The 17,221-nt window shown below is 54.0% G+C and carries 13 protein-coding genes and 1 tRNA gene; 8 read left to right on the forward strand and 6 right to left on the reverse strand.

All coding sequences use genetic code 11. From position 1 onward, the window contains the following. The first annotated feature begins 168 nt into the window (after positions 1-168). Positions 169-576, forward strand: a complete 408-nt coding sequence (locus SH528x_RS31090; protein ID WP_442507307.1) for a zf-TFIIB domain-containing protein — start codon at positions 169-171, stop codon at positions 574-576. Positions 577-686: 110 nt separating this feature from the next. Here the strand turns inward: SH528x_RS31090 and SH528x_RS31095 are convergent. Beyond that, positions 687-759, reverse strand: a tRNA-Lys gene (locus tag SH528x_RS31095). 105 nt (positions 760-864) lie between these two features. Further along, entirely contained in the window at positions 865-2,304 is a 1,440-nt protein-coding gene (locus tag SH528x_RS31100) for an anthranilate synthase component I family protein (protein WP_442507308.1), read from the reverse strand. Between the two features lie 160 nt (positions 2,305-2,464). On the opposite strand from SH528x_RS31100, the gene SH528x_RS31105 reads away from it, so the two are divergent. Further along, positions 2,465-3,271 carry a DUF4184 family protein gene (locus SH528x_RS31105; protein ID WP_442507309.1) on the forward strand — a complete coding sequence of 269 codons (807 nt, stop codon included), beginning with the start codon at positions 2,465-2,467 and terminating at the stop codon, positions 3,269-3,271. A 210-nt stretch (positions 3,272-3,481) separates the two neighbouring features. On the opposite strand, the gene SH528x_RS31110 is transcribed toward SH528x_RS31105, so the two are convergent. After that, positions 3,482-6,838: a DEAD/DEAH box helicase gene (locus tag SH528x_RS31110; protein ID WP_442507310.1), complete on the reverse strand. Its 3,357-nt coding sequence runs from the start codon at positions 6,836-6,838 to the stop codon at positions 3,482-3,484. Between the two features lie 327 nt (positions 6,839-7,165). Here SH528x_RS31110 and SH528x_RS31115 point away from each other — a divergent pair, with 327 nt between their 5' ends. Continuing rightward, complete coding sequence (locus tag SH528x_RS31115) at positions 7,166-7,528, forward strand: 2Fe-2S iron-sulfur cluster-binding protein (RefSeq protein WP_442507311.1); 363 nt, start codon at positions 7,166-7,168, stop codon at positions 7,526-7,528. 253 nt (positions 7,529-7,781) lie between these two features. On the opposite strand, the gene SH528x_RS31120 is transcribed toward SH528x_RS31115, so the two are convergent. Continuing rightward, positions 7,782-8,777 (reverse strand): YheT family hydrolase, encoded by a 996-nt coding sequence (locus tag SH528x_RS31120; RefSeq protein ID WP_442507312.1) that lies wholly within the window; start codon positions 8,775-8,777, stop codon positions 7,782-7,784. 203 nt (positions 8,778-8,980) lie between these two features. On the opposite strand from SH528x_RS31120, the gene thpR reads away from it, so the two are divergent. The 4 genes from thpR (at position 8,981) to SH528x_RS31140 (ending at position 11,851) form a co-directional block, all read left to right on the forward strand. Continuing rightward, positions 8,981-9,556: an RNA 2',3'-cyclic phosphodiesterase gene (gene thpR / locus SH528x_RS31125; RefSeq protein WP_442507313.1), complete on the forward strand. Its 576-nt coding sequence runs from the start codon at positions 8,981-8,983 to the stop codon at positions 9,554-9,556. A 457-nt stretch (positions 9,557-10,013) separates the two neighbouring features. Beyond that, positions 10,014-10,304, forward strand: a complete 291-nt coding sequence (locus tag SH528x_RS31130) for a hypothetical protein (RefSeq protein ID WP_442507314.1) — start codon at positions 10,014-10,016, stop codon at positions 10,302-10,304. A 96-nt stretch (positions 10,305-10,400) separates the two neighbouring features. After that, the gene (locus tag SH528x_RS31135) at positions 10,401-11,510 is read left to right on the forward strand and encodes a hypothetical protein (RefSeq protein WP_442507315.1); all 1,110 of its coding nucleotides are present in this window, start codon (positions 10,401-10,403) and stop codon (positions 11,508-11,510) included. Further along, complete coding sequence (locus SH528x_RS31140) at positions 11,507-11,851, forward strand: hypothetical protein (RefSeq protein ID WP_442507316.1); 345 nt, start codon at positions 11,507-11,509, stop codon at positions 11,849-11,851. Before SH528x_RS31135 ends, SH528x_RS31140 begins: the two co-directional genes overlap by 4 nt. Before the next feature lie 87 nt (positions 11,852-11,938). On the opposite strand, the gene SH528x_RS31145 is transcribed toward SH528x_RS31140, so the two are convergent. Further along, a complete protein-coding gene (locus tag SH528x_RS31145) occupies positions 11,939-13,333 on the reverse strand; it encodes an IS4 family transposase (RefSeq protein WP_442507317.1) in 1,395 nt (464 codons plus the stop codon). A gap of 343 nt (positions 13,334-13,676) precedes the next feature. On the opposite strand from SH528x_RS31145, the gene SH528x_RS31150 reads away from it, so the two are divergent. Beyond that, entirely contained in the window at positions 13,677-15,080 is a 1,404-nt protein-coding gene (locus SH528x_RS31150) for an IS4 family transposase (RefSeq protein ID WP_442506785.1), read from the forward strand. A 224-nt stretch (positions 15,081-15,304) separates the two neighbouring features. Here SH528x_RS31150 and SH528x_RS31155 read toward each other — a convergent pair whose 3' ends face one another. After that, positions 15,305-17,041, reverse strand: coding sequence for a hypothetical protein (locus SH528x_RS31155; RefSeq protein ID WP_442507318.1), 1,737 nt, complete (start codon positions 17,039-17,041; stop codon positions 15,305-15,307). Positions 17,042-17,221: the final 180 nt, after the last annotated feature.

A 17,221-nucleotide genomic window follows, 5' to 3' on the forward strand; every position in this document is an offset into this window, starting at 1 on the left:
GTGTGGCAGCGCAATGATCAGTCCCAGTAGGGGACGACAGATCGGCCTCCAGCACGAACATCATGCTTGAATCGCCGATCAATCGCTGTCGCCCCTCCCAGAGCCAGATGTATTTCGACGGCTACGTTCATTTCCATTTTTTGCTAACTCACCGCTGGAATCGTCTTAATGACCGAGTGTCCGTCCTGCCGAGCCCCGATGCGATTGGTCGTGGAGAGCGATGTCGACATTGATGTGTGTGATGATTGCCATGGTGTCTGGCTCGACCCGGGCGAGTTGGACGCCCTCGCGAATTTGCAGTCATTCTCGCCTCGCGACTTCACATCCGACCAACTCGGCACGCTCAAGTGTCCGCGATGTCGAACGCGAAAATTCGCGTGCATTCAAATGCCCTTTGGCGTATTAACAAGATGTGCCGATTGTGGTGGCGTCTTTGTCGGAGGCGAAACGCTCGATTGCATCACCAAATGCGAGCGGTCGGAGCTAAAGGGCTCGAAGATGGCCGAGACCATGCTGACGTCGGTAGACGGCATCGGCGGATTGCTCGATCTGTTATGGCTTTTCTGCCATCACTAAGCGGGCATGACCTGCTTGTTATCTCGCTCGGACACGCCAGCGTTGGTGCCCGGAAACGAAAAAAGCCCGCAAATGCGGGCTTCTCGTGACAACAGCAGCTACTTTAGAAGTACCCCCACAAGGGCTCGAACCTTGGACAAACGGATTAAGAGTCCGTTGCTCTACCAACTGAGCTATAGGGGCCTGTTTCGTGGGAAAACAGTCGTTTCCGCCACATCAACGGGCCAATTTTAACAAGTTCTTGCGGTCTCGCAATAACCGGTTCCCACAATTTCCAGCTCGACCAAATTAACTTTGATTCGGCCCCGGTAATGCCCGCAAAATCCCTTCCGCTTTGGTCCACGTCTCCGCTTCTTCGCTTTCCGGATTGCTGCGGGCCGTGATTCCTCCGCCGACTGGAATCTGCCACTGGCCGCCCGCGGCGGTGATCGTGCGAATCAAGATGTTGAATTCGGCATGCCCCGAACAACTGATGTACCCCATCGATCCACAATACGGACCTCGACGATCGGGTTCTAGTTCCGCAATGGTTCGCATCGCTTCGATCTTGGGGGCTCCAGTAATACTGCCGCCGGGAAAACATGCTTTTAGCAAGTCAATCACGCTGCAATCATCTCGCAGCGTTCCCTCGACAATTGAAACCAAATGCTGAACGAATTGATACCGCTCGACTTGGCACAGTTTGCGGACTTGCACGCTCTCGTCGCTGCAGACTCGCGAAAGGTCGTTTCGCATCAGGTCGACGATCATGATGTTTTCAGCGCGATCTTTGATGCTCTGTTGAAGCGACTCGGCAAGACGCTGGTCTTCTGCGGCGTCTCCGGTTCGCGGCACCGTTCCTTTGATCGGCCGCGTTTGCACCGTGCTGCCATCGAGTTTCAAAAACAATTCCGGAGAACTGCTGAGCACTTCGAACTCGTCACCGTGATAATAAACGCTGTAGGGAGCTGGATTTGCCACGCGAAGCCGACGGTACAAATCGGCGGACGAAAGCACGGCGGGGTGCAACAAACGCTGAGCCAAATTGACTTGGAACGAGTCCCCTCCGCAAATCCGCTGAACCACATCAGCAACCGCAGCTCGGAACGCATCACTGGTGAAATTACTAGTGACTTGGTTGCGGTCGCATCGATCGTGTGAATGACTCGGACTTGCTATTCCAGAGGCCCCATTTAACGCGAGCGTGATTTGCTCTTCAATCTCATCGGCTCGATGCATCGCCCGCTGTCTCTGCTGCGGGTCTGATGCGGTGCGACCGTCACTGGAAAAGCCTTGACAGATCAGCCACGACAAACCCTTGCCGTGGTCCATCGCAATCGTCCAGTCGTACAGCCCTAGCGACATTGCAGGCGTCGGCAAATCGTTGCGACACGACACCCCCACTTGCTCGAGCCAGGTGGCAGCTTCATAGCCAATCAACCCCGCAATCCCCCCCTGCATCGGTGGCAGATCAGCAACCTTGGTCGTCGGTAAATGACGATACCACTGCTCTAGCACAGGCCAGGGATCGGGGTCCCCCACATCGGCGATTAGCGTGGCGATCGGATCCGACATCAGAAACGAGTAGCGAGGCAGCGGTAAATCAACATCAACGGGCGAGGTGGATTTGGGAACCGAATCGAACCACAGACACCCTGGCCGGCTGGCAAAATGCGAAAAAACACGCTCGATCGAAAAATCGTCTGCGAGGCGGCGAATCACGGGATGAAAGGGGGTCGAGCGAGTCATTTTGCTAAGGCTATCATGAAGCGAGTGTTTCTCCAGGCGGCTTGATGCCGAAAAGTAGCCATGTCACGCTCGACCGCTTCACGATCTCGCGTGAATCAACGAAACTCTTTTCAAGCCGTCTGCTTCGTTTTGCTTCGTCCCAGGTACCGTTAACTGATCTATGCCGTTCACCGTGACTCATATTGCCGCAGCGATTCCGGTCGCTTGGCTATGTCGATGGCGACTGCCTTTTTCCGCGCTGGCGATCGGTTGTGCGATTCCCGATATCGCCGCATTTTATCCCGACTGGATTGATTATCTTGCAACCCACTCGATCAGCGGCCTGTTGACGCACTGTTTGCCGATCGGTGTTGCGTTTTATTACCTGTATCAGTCGCTGCTAAAACGACCGCTCACGGATCTATTGCCGCGACGATTGTCGCAGCGGCTATGGCCGTGGTTGAACAAACCAATCGATTTTTCGATTCCCGCCATCATCTTGGTCTTCGCGTGTGTCTTGTTCGGAGCCGGAACCCATGTTTTGTGGGACTCGTTCACTCACGGCGGACGGTGGGGAGTTCAGCAGTTTCCGGTTTTAAAAACGACGGCATTCTCGCTAAGCGATCGCTCAATTTCGTGGTATTCGGTACTGCAACACTTGAGCTCGTTGCTGTTTTTGCCACCGATGCTGTTGGGATTTTTTATCTGGATTTGGCGACAACCGCGTGACCTTGATCAGGCCCGCCATTTTCAATTGCCGCGTTCGGTGACTTGGCCTGCGATCGGAATGATGATCCTGACCATGGGCGTTCATCTCGTTTGGGCACGCCAGCGATATCCGCACGATTCTCTGTTAGGCGTCACCGCGCACAGCATCAAACAGAGTGGCGCGTTGATGATGATCATTGTTCTGCTGTACTGCATCGCGATGCATTTGATTTGGGCAATGCAGAGCGATGAAGAGCAGTCGACGACAAGCGAAACGTAACGAGAGAGGGACGACGAAACATTGAAATGCAAATCGCAGTGGTGAGCCGTGGGCCGTAAGGCACCGGGTGATGCGTGGGACCCGGCCGCTCACGCGCGAGCGGCTCACTAAATCAACAGCCCTCGAGCCGCTTGGTCTAGTCAAGGACATCCGATAGGAACCGGCCCTACTCCAAACGCGACACATATTTCCCGCTCGCTCGTTAACGAGTTACCTCGCTCCCTCGCGGATCAACTTGATCAGTTCATCGGTATCCATTCGCGCGGCACGATCAGTTCCGTCGAGAACCCCGGCAACCAATTCACGCTTGTCGGCGTGCAGCTGCAGGATCTGCTCTTCGATCGTTCCTTCGGCCACCAGTCGATAAACAGTCACCGGTTTTTGTTGACCGATACGGTGCGCACGGTCGGTGGCTTGGTCTTCCACAGCAGGATTCCACCATGGATCCAAGTGGATCACGTAATCCGCTGCGGTGAGATTCAACCCGGTTCCGCCGGCCTTGAGTGAAATCAAGAACAGTTCGCCTTCGCCGTTTTGGAACGCATCAACACGTCGTTGTCGCTCGGCCGCAGGAGTTGCACCATCAAGGTATTGGTACTCAATCCCTTGGGCGTCGAGTGCTTCGCGAATCACGCCAAGATGTTTGACGAATTGGCTAAACACCAACGCTCGGTGCTCCCCTTCGCGAAGTTCCTCGACAAGATTCATCAGTAGCTCGAGCTTTGCAGAGCCTTTCTTCCACGTCGGGTCAACCAATCGAGGATGACAGGCCAACTGTCGAAGTCGGGTCAGCCACGCCAGCGTACGGATCCGTTGCTGTCCGGCTTGCGAAGCATCAACCGACTCGCCGCTCAGTTCCGCCAACGCTGCGATTCGCACGTCTTCATAGCGTTTACGCTCGGCTTTACTTAGCTCTGCGTGCAACGTGATTTCCGTTCTCGCCGGCAATTCCTTGAGCACTTTGTCTTTCGTCCGCCGCAGGATAAAGGGGCGGACCAAACGTGCCAAGGACTGACGTTGTTTGTCATCTTTGTGGCGCTCGATTGGATCCGCAAAACGGTTTCGGAAACGGTCCCAAGATCCCAATAATCCTGGCGACAACGTTCGGAACAGACTCCACAATTCGCCAAGATGATTTTCCAGCGGGGTACCCGACAGCCCGATTCGCCAATCCGCGTTGATCAAGCGAATCGCTTGCGATGTCTTGGTTTGCGAGTTCTTGATGAACTGAGCTTCATCGAGGACCAGCGTGCTCCAATCACGCGTCGCAAACTTCTTTGCGTCACGCTGGACCAACTGGTAGCTCACAATCACCAGGTCGCCAGGGCCAACCGAGTCAATCAATTGTTGCCGGTCCGAATCTCGGTACAGATGCGATTTCAACGATGGTGAAAACCGTTCGGTTTCACGCACCCAGTTGTCGCCCACGCTGGTCGGGGCAATCACTAGCGCAGGCCCCAAAGCAGCACGGTCTAGCAGCACACCAAGGGTCTGAACCGTTTTTCCTAGACCCATATCGTCCGCCAAGACGCCGCCGACTCCCCATTTGCTCAATCGAGCGAGCCAGCGGTAACCATCCAATTGATAATCACGGAGATCGGCGTTGAGTCCCGCTGGTTTTTCAGGCGACCAATCGGCAAGCGATTCGAGTCGTTTCACCGACTCGTGCCAACGTGCGGTCGCTTCGAGCACGATATCGTCGCTAAACAATTCTTGCACCACCGGCATGGCGGCGTCGGCGATCCTCATCGAATCGCGGTCGTTGACCACCACATCGCCAAGCTGCTGCAATCGGCGGCGGAACGATTCGCTAATTTTGGCAAACTCGCGGTCGCCGACACGCACCAACGCACGATCTTCGCGAACGGCGGCTAACAAATCGGCCAACGAAACGTCGTGTCCATCAATAGTCACCGAACCGGTCAAACCAAACCAATCGCGTTTGTCATCGATTTGCACGCGGAGCGCCGACGGTGTCAGTTCGCCTCGCACGCGAATCGTCTGCCCCTCGGGCCAAATGATCCGCGGAGCATCCGCGCCGCCTTCGTACAATCGTCCTAATAAATCGAGTGCGGCTTCGTCGGTTTCGGCAACCCAGCGATAGGTCGCATCGGCTGTCAGTTTATTGAACTCGAAACGCTCGACCACATTGTCGGCTCGCTGTTTTTCGTCGTCCGAGTCACGTTCGAGCCGCACGGGACCTTTGTCGGTTAAACAAGGCACGATGTTGGGCGAAGACCCAGGCACCAATACCTCGCGAAAGCGATCGTCGTGAACGGCGAGCGAAATGAACAGTCCGGCTCCGGGACGTGGCCGTAATTCAAAGACCAATTCGCCCGTGATCGGGACGATCGGACCGGCAAGTTGGGGAGGCAGGTCGACGCGAACCAGCGAGTCGACCGTCGCACAGCCCACCGCCAGCCGAGCGGCAGATTCCGCATCCAATACCGCATCTTGTAACTCGCTCTTGAGCAAATACTGGATCACTCGCGTGGCCCGCGAGTCACGCAGCGTGCAAACGATCAAGCGGTGGTGTTTGCGATCAGCCAAAATCACTAGCGGATCGACGGGACTGCTATGCCCCATCACTACATCGCACTGTTTGATGTCGATGCTGAGCCCCGAGACGTGCAGCATCGGGCGAAAATGGGTCGCCGAAACGGTGGTATCGTGGTTGTCCTCGTGCGGTTCTTCTTCGTCATCCGATTCACGCTCGACCGGTTCGAGCGTCAAACTCAATTCGGCCGAAAAGACATCCACGTCCTTCGTGTCTCCATCCGCCCAACCGACATTGGGGTGACCGACAAGTGATTGCAGTGCTTGAAACTCGGCGTAGTGATCCTCGTCAAAGCTATAGCTTCGCGACGCCACCAATGCGGCAATTTTTCCGTCGATTGGAAACGAGGTGAAGTCACGCTTCAGCAGCTCGAAACCGCGGATTTCTTTGCCTTTGGTCCAGCCTTTTTTGTTCTTACGAGGCTTCTGTTCGTAGGGGGTGATTGACAGAGGAGCGTAGTAGCGAGAGCGGGAAAAACCGATTCGCCATTGCAGCCGCGTCCCCTCTTCATCCACTTCGGCCGGACGGCACGATTCCTCGGCGAGGGACAGGATGTTGTCGACCAGATCGCGTCCGACACTGACCGAATCGACTTCCAATTCGCCCAAAAAGTTCAGCACCTCACCAATGCTGCGACGTGCAAGTTGTTCCTGCAACCACCACGCGATCGACAGCGTGTGAGAACATTGTTCGTGCGTTTTGAATTGGGGGCATTCGCACGTTCCCACCGCTTTGAGTGAAGTGCTATCGGGAGAATGGTCGAAATCCTCGTCATCCTCATCCACTTCAGCGGAGATATCGATTGCTGTCGCCGCGGTGGGCTGGCGATTTCCTTTGACTTTGAACTCAAACTTCAGCTGGCTCCCCTCGCGGCTTAGCGTGGGAGAGTCGACCGTCAACATCGCAGCACGCTTGTCAAACGATTCATCGTGCTCATTCACCAAACGTTCTACCGCTTCGCCGACGAGAAGTCCAAACGCTGCGATCGCGTCGTCGGACATCAAATCCATATCTTGCCTTCCATTGTCGCGAGAATCTCGATGAACCAAGGGGCTACCATTGTATCGACGCTGTACGGGTGAGTGAGTCAGGTGCAGTGGTTGAGGGAATGCTTGCGATCATGCTTGCCGGTGCAAACCATCCTGCGTCACGCGACGAAGCAATCTTGCTACACGTGATGTCCACAACGCGGGGGTCCCGCGCTGGGCCAACCCGAGATTCTAACGTCCCGCTGCTTTGAAAACACGGTGTCTTTGCTCGATTCTTTTTCTCGGTACAGTGTTAGGTTGGCTCTGTTGAGCTTGATCTTCCCTACACAAACCCTGTTGGAGTAATTCATGCCCAAATTGACGGTTAAAGGTATCGGTGAATTCGATGTCCAAGCTGGAAAAAGACTCGTAAATGCGCTGATCGAGGACGCTGGAACTGACCAATTGCACGCGTGTGGTGGCAACGCACGCTGTACCACCTGCCGAGTAAAATTTGTCGAAGGCGAACCGAAGAATATTACTGAAGCGGAAAAAGAAACATTAAAAGTTCGCGAAGTCACCGAGTCCGGCGTGCGTTTGAGTTGCCAAATCGCCTGTGACCATGACATGACTGTCGAATTGATCAGCCGGCTCGAAGGCAGCGGGCGAAAAGACCAGGGATCGCCACCAGCGGCCGAAATCGAACCCGCTCCGGAATGGACGACACGATAGAGTCGGGCTTGCCCTATACCCCCAAGGATCCGGCTGTTCTCGTGATGTGGGCCGTAAGAGAGCGTCCGGCTCAAAAGGCTGCGTTATTAAAGGGGCTGCTGAGCCATCACCATCGTAACCCGAAGCGTGAGCACGGGACTTCCGGTAACATCATGCGACCCGCTTGGAGTCCCTCGCTGACGCGTCGGGTTATGATTTTCCTAAGCTGGGGGCTCTCTATAGCAACCACTCTGTTATTGCCAACGCGGACTCGCTAGCAACCGTCGCCTGCGAACCAATTGGCGAGCACGTCGTCCATCCAGCAATTGCGGTTGCGGTCGATGAATCCAACGTGCCCCCCATGCTTTGAGACGATGCGTTTGATCGCGGGGCTCCAGCGATGTTTGGACTCGTCAAAACAGTCGACGGGGACAACTGGATCATCTTCGGCCACTAGCAACAGCGAAGGTACGAGCACCGATTCGACGTGATGGGCGGCGGACGATTGCTCGTAGTATTCCAGTGCGTCCGTAAAACCACTCAGCGGCGCCGTGAATTGGTCATCGAGTTCCCGCAGCGTGCGAGGCCGAGTTGCGGCGTCTCTCGCTGCGAAATCGGCACGTTCACGGACGCCGGGGGGGATTCGCGACATCAGTTGGCGGATGAAGTAGTAGTTGTATGGCCTAAGGATTCGTCGCTGCATATTTTCGCTGCAACGTGCCAGATCGATGGGTGGGCAAATTGCGGCAATCCTTTCGAGTTTGTCATACCAACGGGGGTGCGGGTCCAGTCCCGCACCGATCCGTCCCATCGCACGCAAAATCTGGTTGCCGCCCAACGAGACGGCAATCACTCCCAATCGTCCTTGAGGAGCTAGCTCGAAAATCGAATCCAGTGCGGCGATCAAATCATCGCTTCGTCCTGCGTGCGTCAATTGTTTGGCAAGCCCAAACGCGTCCCCACAACCTCGCATATCGATGCGAAAAACACGTACCCCTTGGTTGTGGAATCGTTTTGCTAGACGAATCATGTAGGGAGCGGCGTGGCATCCCGACAATCCATGAACGAGCAACAGCGACAGACCGTCATCCGGCCAATGGTCGGGACAAGTCTCGTGCAGCACGACCGCATCGCCATCGGGCAACGTGATCGTGTGCTTTTGGGTAGGCAGCCCGATCGGCCCGGTCGGAGTGACCGTCGCGAGGGTTTGCAGATGGCCGCCTCGCAACAATCGATGTTGCTGAAAGGCAGGTGGCTGAAATGAAATCATAATTCGCTATAAAGGTGAGTCTGAGGCAGTCAATTGTAGTGAGTTGCAAATCCATCGTGCGACCCGATTCATGCTCGACCTGTTCGCAGCGGAAGTCGTGCGTGACTTTCGTTGTACTTGCCGAACGATCCGAAACTCACGCATCAGATCCCCATATACCTATCTCCTCTACATCCACATTGATTTCAATCGCGGTTTGATTCATGCAAACGATACGCTCTTTCATTGCCATCCCGCTATCACCCCAAGTTGGACGCACCGCGGCCCGCCTGATTGAGGCGTTGTCGGAGTCCGGCGACGGCATTCGCTGGGTTCCCAAAGACAATCTGCATCTGACGCTGAAATTTCTCGGCGAAGTCGACAATGTCGAAGTCCCACAGGTCTGCAAGATCATCCGCAATGTCACCAAAGACTTCGAACCCTTTGATCTCGACTTCGCCGGCGCCGGGGCGTTCCCGAATCTCGACCGTCCTCGGGTGCTGTGCGTGCACATCGACGACCCTACCGATTCACTCAGCCGAATCGTCGCGAGACTTGAAAAGGAACTCGCCGAGATCGGTTTCAAGCCGGAGCCTCGCGATTATGTTCCTCATCTGACCTTGGGCCGAACGAAGGGAGGATCACGCCGCGCCAGCGGCGATGTAATCGAGCGTGTCAAAGCTCACGCCGAGAAGAAACTAGGTGAGATGAACGTCGACACCGTCGAATTGATCGCGAGTTTTCTTGAGAAACAAGGTCCGAGCTACCAAGTGATGGACACGATCGACTTAGGCGAATAATTGACGTCGCGAGTGCTTCCACAAGCAAATCTTAATCTTAATCCTACTCTTAATCTTAATCCCGACAGCGGATACACGCTGGTCCGGAGCCAACCCAAGAAGATTAGGATTAAGAGTAAGATTACGATTAAGAATCGAAAGCAGACGACGCCCTACGAGAGTTCGATCACGAGCAATAAATCGCTAGCTGTGTCACGTTGCACCTGCGCCAGGGCGGCGTAGGGTCAGAGTCGTTTTCTCCGAAATCTTCGCAGGTTTAATCGCGAGAACAAAGCCATCGACTAGGGCATTCGACGAGTGGAGACTTGGGACGCGAGTAAACGACCAGGATCCGCCTCTGTCGTCGCTATCGCGACTAAAAATTGAAGCAGAGCTTGCGCAACATCAAAGTGGTTCTTAGCCACGCCAGTGGCGACAGCATCTAGCCTGGGGCGTGAGCCCCAGGAAAACGAAGAAAATGCAGCACAAAGCCCCGGAGGGGCGACAGAAAACGAAACCGTTGATCGCTGCCGCCCCTTCCGGGGCTTTGGTGACGTTTCGTGCCGATAAACCTGCGGCTCACGCCCCAGGCTACGTGCTGCCGTGCCATCCGGCACTTCTAAAAACACTTCCAAACGTTCGGTTTCGGTGTCGCAATCCGCAATTTATTGATCTCAAACTGGATGCTCGCTTGGCCGCACTTCTTGCCTTCGACGTCTTTCATCGGCAGTTGCAAACGATTGCTTCCGGGTGCCAACTGCATCGGTAGGCGATGAAGTCGTAGCGTAGATAGTTGCTTGAAGTCAGTTCATCCGTATGCAACAATTGGCCGGCGGCTTTTTTGAACCTCGTGAAAGTTTGAATTATGTTTACGTTCTTGAATTATAGTCTTGGCAGATTAGAGGCTGTCGAGCTTTCAACGGCAGAAGCGGCCATCCGTGAACATGTCATCAAGCGGGACAAACTTAAAAAGGCCAGCTTTACAAAGAGTAATGCCTCTCCGATTTATCGTGTCGAGATCCCGCCTTGCACGCCAGTTTGGCCGGATGTGTGGAAGAGTGACAAGGGAATCCCAATTGACCGAGATTTACAGCTTCCTTTTTCACTGAAAAACTTCGCTTCGTTGCTTCCGTTGGTGCAAAGCCATCCAGAAAAACTTGAAGTCTCCGTAACAATTCTCTGGCCACGGCACGGCGAATTTCACTTTCAATTGCCGCTCGAATCGATCCACGAGAGGAGGTATATCGGATATAGATTAGGTATTAACCCGCACCCCAGGAATCGACATGCCGATTTATTTGAAATGCTGAAGTGCATGTTTGGTGGAGTATCAAAACTATGGGCGGTGGAAGATAACTTCAACATCACGTCGACCGAGTGCAATTTTCTTAATAAATTTACGGATACTCGCAATGGAAGAATCAGCTGTAGCAATGGCATGCGAACCCCTGATTGGGCAAGTACCATGTCGTATTTCAACATTGAAGACTTTCGATTTGCCTCGCAATTGGCGGAGAAAACGGCGAAGGTACTCGTTAGTTGTATGGGGAAACCCAAATGCATTGAAGTGAAAGTTGCATCATTCGTTGAGGAGGCCGCCAGCGCTGCCGAGTTTTGTCAAACACTCGCGCCGAGTTGGTACACGGGATTTCACCCAAACCCCAACAAGAAGTTCGATCCATTCAAGCATCCAGGACACAGTGAAGGAACTCTGATTCACCCAGTTGCCTGGAACGAGAACCGCGTCAACGAGATCGACATGGAGGACTTCATGGATATCTATACTGCCGTTGAGCATCACCCGGATGGTTCGAGCTTGTTGCTGGCGACCAACCATGACGACGCATGGCTGAAGGAAACCGTCACCGAAGCGGGCTACGGTGATCAATTCGAATTGCTTGGCGACGAAGCAAAATACGCGGACATCAAACCACTCGCAAAAAACATCAAAGCGCTCGCAAGGGTGAAACCGTGAACTACCCTACCGTTAAATTGTCAGAAAACGCTTCACTTGATGTAGCTTACGAACAAGCGGTCGCTGCATTTGAATCCGCGGATTTGTACGTTCATCGTCACGACACGTTTAGCTCACTCGGTGGCGTTGGGAAGATCTTTTCATGCCACGAGGACGAACGCAACGATACATTCATTGTTCACGCCGGTCCCTGGACCGAAGACGCCATCGATTCGATAAAGCGAGAAGCGGAGTCGCTGTTGGAGATGCAAGGATTCATGGGATGCACAGGGGTACAGATCATCGCAACCCATCCGCTGCCAGCTCAGCTAAGTCAGTTTGCAAGCATTGAAAGTCCTTGACTTCCTTGATGGGCTTCCTGGTGTTTTCCCTTAGCCACGGAGTGGCGTTAGCATTTAGCCTGGGGCGTGAGCCCAATGGCACTCACTTTAGGTTTCTGGCGGGTTTTCATTGATCTTCGTGTTGCTTTTCTTTCGAGCTGCCTTCTGTTCCTTCGTTGTTTTTTGGCGGCGAGGGTGGGCCGCTCGTTTGTAACTGCGACCGGGACGATTCGGGATTTTGCACGTGCTGGCCATCGCCAACGCTTGCTCGAATCGCTTGATGCCTTCCTCCGTCGGCAGGATCGACAAGTCAATCCGCAGGAAACTGTTGTAGGTATTGAGCACTTCGGTGAAGCTCAACCGGCGGGGAGCCACGCCTGAAAGCGAGGCAGCCTGACGACGGAACTGAACCAACAGATTGTAGGCGATCAGCGATGTGTATAGCTCTTTTAAAACCATGTCTTCGCTTTGCGCCCGAATGTTCTCGGTGTTCATCATCACCTTGATTTCTTTGATGTCCGTCTCCACGTCGTAGCGACATCGGTAACGGTCCGCCAAACTCTCCGAATCTTCGCTCAGCGATGTGACCAAGTAGAGTTTTTCGCCGTTCTCACCAATCTCGATTTCATGAATCAAAACGTTCAGCACTTCGCCTTTTTTGATTCCAGGACAACCTTTGCGATCCTTCGCCGTAGGCTCCCATTGAAGCTTCCAAACTCGCTTTTTCCAGCGTTTTTCGACCAATTCAGCTTTCTTGATTAGTGATTCGAAGCGTTGTGTGGTTAATCGGAAAAGGAAGTCATGCTTCTCTTGGAGACAATGGTAAGCCACTTGAAAGATCCCCAGCCCGGCATCGGCCATCACGATCGACTCGCGTGGAAGTCGTTTGAAAATACGCTTGGCTAACAAAGCTTCGCTGTCACCTTTGCCACCGTACATTTTTCCCACTTCGGGCAACATGGCTGTTCCGTTTTGTAGGTCGTGAGCGACGAAGAATAACATGATCGGCCAGACGGTTTCGCCGTGTTGGTTGCTGGCCGGCGGATATGCTTTTCGCAGCTCGTCGGTCGGTGAAAGCGTGATCGTGGTGCCGTCGAGTAGGAAGGTCTGCCGGGGACGGAACTGCAATGGTCCGGGTCTCTCAGTGAAAGAGTCGAGAACCTGCTGATAGAAATAGTGGACCGTTTCCAGATCGATTCGATTGCGTGCTCCAGCGTAGGCGCCGGAGGACTGCGACAAGGTTCCCTCACTGAGCCTTCGATTCTCTGGACAGAAGGCTGGCCGATTGGCAATGAAGTCCTTCACGATCCCACAGAGGGTTGATCCGCTAGCTAACCGCTGCATCACCATCATCCAGAGCGTCACGGAGGTGGTGTAGACGGTTGCCGGCCCAGTTGGCTGGATAGCGTCAATCAGCCCGTCGCTGAAGAACCCGTTGAGCGAACGAATCGCCGTAGTGAGTTCGGACCGGGAAATCAGGGTTTTTTTACTTGCAACAAGCATCGGTATCTCTCAATGAAGGAGACATCACTGCTGGCAGATTTGCAAATGGAGCACTAGGCTGATCCGAACACAAAACCAAAATTATCGCAAAGTGAGTGCCATTGGGCGTGAGCCCCAGGAAAACGGAGAGAATGCAGCACAAAGCCCCGGAGGGGCGACAGAAAACGAAACTGTCGATCGCTGCCGCCCCTCCGGGGCTTTGGTGACGTTTCGTGCCGATAAACCTGGGGCTCACGCCCTGCTGATTACCCAATAGTTTTTTAATCTTCTCCAACATCAGCTCTGTTTTGGCACGCGATTTGCGCCATTTATTTCCTATTTTAACGCGATAGGAGATCAATTGATGAATGCGATTCCGACCACCATTGAACAAGAATTTAACACAATCGACTTCGGGCACAAAAGCCGAAACGATCGATCCAAAGCGATTCTCAAGGCACTCTTCGCCAACCCTCAAGAGAGTATCAACGCAGCCTGCGACAAATGGAAGGATGCCAAAGGAGCCTATCGGTTCCTGCAAAACTCGCAGGTCGATAGCGACGAGATTCTCAGCGCTCACCGGCGAGCGACAATTCAGCGAATCAAGTTTCAGAAGGTTGTCTGCGTGGCCCAAGACACGACCGAATTGGACTTTGGCAATCACGCCCCCGACGATGTGCGTTGCCTCAATCAAGCAGAAAGGAGAGGGCTCTACGACCATAGCTCCGTTGTCTTTACCCCTGAAAAATTATGCCTGGGAGTGCTCGATGTCGACTTCTTTGATCGTAGCGAAGAGAGCTTGGGCAATGCAGCAGAGCGAAAGACAGATCCCATCGAAGACAAGGAAAGTTTTCGATGGCTCCAAGGCTATCGGCGTTGCTGCCAGTTGGCATCCCAGTGCCCCCAGACGCAAATTGTTTCGTTGGCTGACCGCGAAGGTGACATCTATGACATCTTCGTCGAAGCTGAAAAACACGAATGCCCTGCGGACTTCGTCATCCGTAGCAAACAAGTCCGCAGCTTGCCTGAAAAAGACGAACAAGCGGGCGGCAATACCTACAAGAAGATGCGCGAGGAAGTCGAAAACTCTAACCTCGTCACGACGCGGCAGATCGAACTACCGGCCACCGCGAAGCGCGCCGCCCGAACAGCCACTCTGGAAATCCGGGCGATTCGCACAAAAGTAAAACCTCCCCATGCAAGATCGGCTCTTCCCGAAGTGACGCTCAGCGTGGTACTTGTGCAAGAGGTCGGCGGTCCGGGCGACGGAACCGATCTGAACTGGCTGCTGTTGAGTTCACTTCCGATTGACGACTACCAGGATGTTCTGCGAATCGTGGATTACTACGTTGCGCGGTGGCCAGTGGAAATGTTTTTCAGAGTCTACAAATCGGGCTGCCGCGTCGAGGACATCATGCTGGAAACGAAAAGCAGATTGATTCGCGCGTTGATGTTTTACAAAGTGGTCGCGTGGCGGATCCTGTTTGTCACGTTCCTTGGACGAGAATGCCCTGAGTTGCCCAGTGATGTCGTGTTCAGCGAAGCGGAGTGGAAGTCGGTATGGAAAATCGTTGAGGAAACCGAACCACCCAAATCAGCCCCAGAACTCTCGCAGTTCATCCCGATGCTTGCTCAGTTAGGTGGCTACAATCGACGCAAACATGATGGGCCACCGGGGATGGAAACGATTTGGCGCGGAACTCGCCGAATGATGGACTTCGCGTTGGCATGGCGATCCTTCGGACCGCCCGTCTCAGCTGAACATTAAAAATTGGGTAATCAGCAGGGCTCACGCCCCAGGCTACATACTGCCGTGCCATCCGGCACTTCTAAGAACACTTCCGAACGTTCGGTTTCGATGTCGGCTCGTTGATATTATGAGCCGCTTGTGCCTGAGCGGCCTTTTCCCGCGTATTACCCGGTGCCTTACGGCCCACGGCTCACCACTGCGATTTGCGTTTTGATTAAATCAACAAGCAGTGTCACGATCCGCTATTTATTGATCTCAAACGGGATGCTCGTTTGGCCGTACTTCTTGCCTTCGACGTCTTCCATCGTTAGCTGCAAGCGATAGTTTCCTGCAGGCAATTGTTGCGGCAGATGCATCTGGTAGGCGATGAAATAATCTCGCAGGTAATTGCTGGAGGTCTGTTGATCGGCAGGCAGTAATTGGCTGGCGACTTTTTGATTGTCGGCATCGAGAATGTCGTAGCTGCCTTGCAGATGCGTTTGAAAACCGCTGTCGATTTTACGGGCAATAAAGTTTTCAACTTCGCAATACAAAATGACTTGTTGGCCCGCTTGGAAGCGGTTGTTGGTGAATGGCTTGATTTGGCCATAGGCAAGGATCTCGGTGCAAAACGCCAACGAACGAACTTCGAGCGTATCGGTGGCGGCGGCCAAGTACTTGGTGGCTTCACGCAATTGCGGTAGCGCGGAACTAAAGCGTCGGCTTTGTACCGGATGCCCATCGGGGTCGACCATCGTCCATAACCCGAGCAGTTGATGACGCAGATATTCTTGTTCTTTGTCGGTCATCCCTTCGAACTTTTCGACCGCTCTATCGGGATTGCCCGCCAACACCATCAAGTGGCGTGCGGTAATGATCCGTCGCGACCTGTCGGCATCGGATTCGCCTGGGGTGGATGTCGCTACGCGTTTCAGCAATGTCTCGTAAAGCAATTGGTCTGAGATCTGATCGACGTTCGATACCGAGGCGACACCTGTTGGCAACGATGCCGGTGACTGCATGGCTGCGGTGGCGACCTTCAGCGGATCTTCACTCGAAGCCGTTGCCGACACCGGCTTGATGGCTCCGTCGTTTTTGCTTGGTTGGGTGTTGGCAACATCAGAAATCGATTCAACGACCGCGTCTTCTAGGTCCACTGCTGCGGCGGTGGAGGCTGTCTTGGCGACTGCGTTCTGGCTGCTCGATTCAGGCTTCGCTTCGTCTCCGTAGGTGATGACCACCTTTGATTTTTCTTGCGGCTTGGTATCGGCTGGGACCTGCGAGTCGCCTTGCGAGCTGGTGTGACTCGCCAGTCGGTTGACGGGGTCCGCAGAGGTCTCGTTCTTTGCCGCAGGCAATTCATAATCGTGTTTCAGCGATGCTTGTATCGCTGCGTCGAGCGTCTCCGGTTGTGACGTCGACTCGGCGCTTCGTGAGAGTACCGCAATAAGTTGGCGAAGCGCTTGCTCTTTGACCTCAGGCGAAGTGTCGGCAAAAGCCTCCATCACTTCTTCGTCCGACAAATTCGCGTTGACGTCTGACGGGGTGCCGGCGGCACGTTGGGATTCCGATGGCGAGCGTTTGGCGACGGAATGCGTCGCTTCGTCGTTTGGTTTGGCCGGAGACTTTGTTTTTGAGTAAGCCGATTGCGTCAATTTGGCGAGACGTTCGGCAGTGGCCGGATCCATTTTTCTCGACCGGCTTTTTGCCACTGATCGTGGAATCGACTCGTCCTCATCCCGCTGCATCGCAGAAGCAGTATGAGGATTTGCTTCTTTAGAACTCGCGGCAATCGCACGCGATTCCGCAGGATCCGATCCGACACGTGGCTTCGTCGAAGAGAGGCGTTGTCGAGGAGATTCGATCTCCGGCAAATCCATCGAGTCGTGTTTAGTGACCTGAAATAAATTCCCCGCCGGCATTTGCGAACGACATCCCATCACTCCCATCGCCGTTGCGACTAGTGAGAATGAAATCCATTTCGATGAGCGAGAGAGCATCGGGGCCTCGCGAGGGTTCTTGAACTATTACGATGTGTTTCGACGGATCCGTCCGCAACGAAACAAGCATTAATTGCAGCGACAGTCATCGACCCTACAAAAAACGCGACCCCAACGACAACCGCAAACCCAACGATTTCTAATCTCGATTGCTAGCACGTAGCGGAAAGTTTAAACGGG

It is taken from the genome of Novipirellula methanifontis, from assembly GCF_052161655.1.
In the GTDB taxonomy this organism is placed as follows: Bacteria; Planctomycetota; Planctomycetia; order Pirellulales; family Pirellulaceae; genus Novipirellula.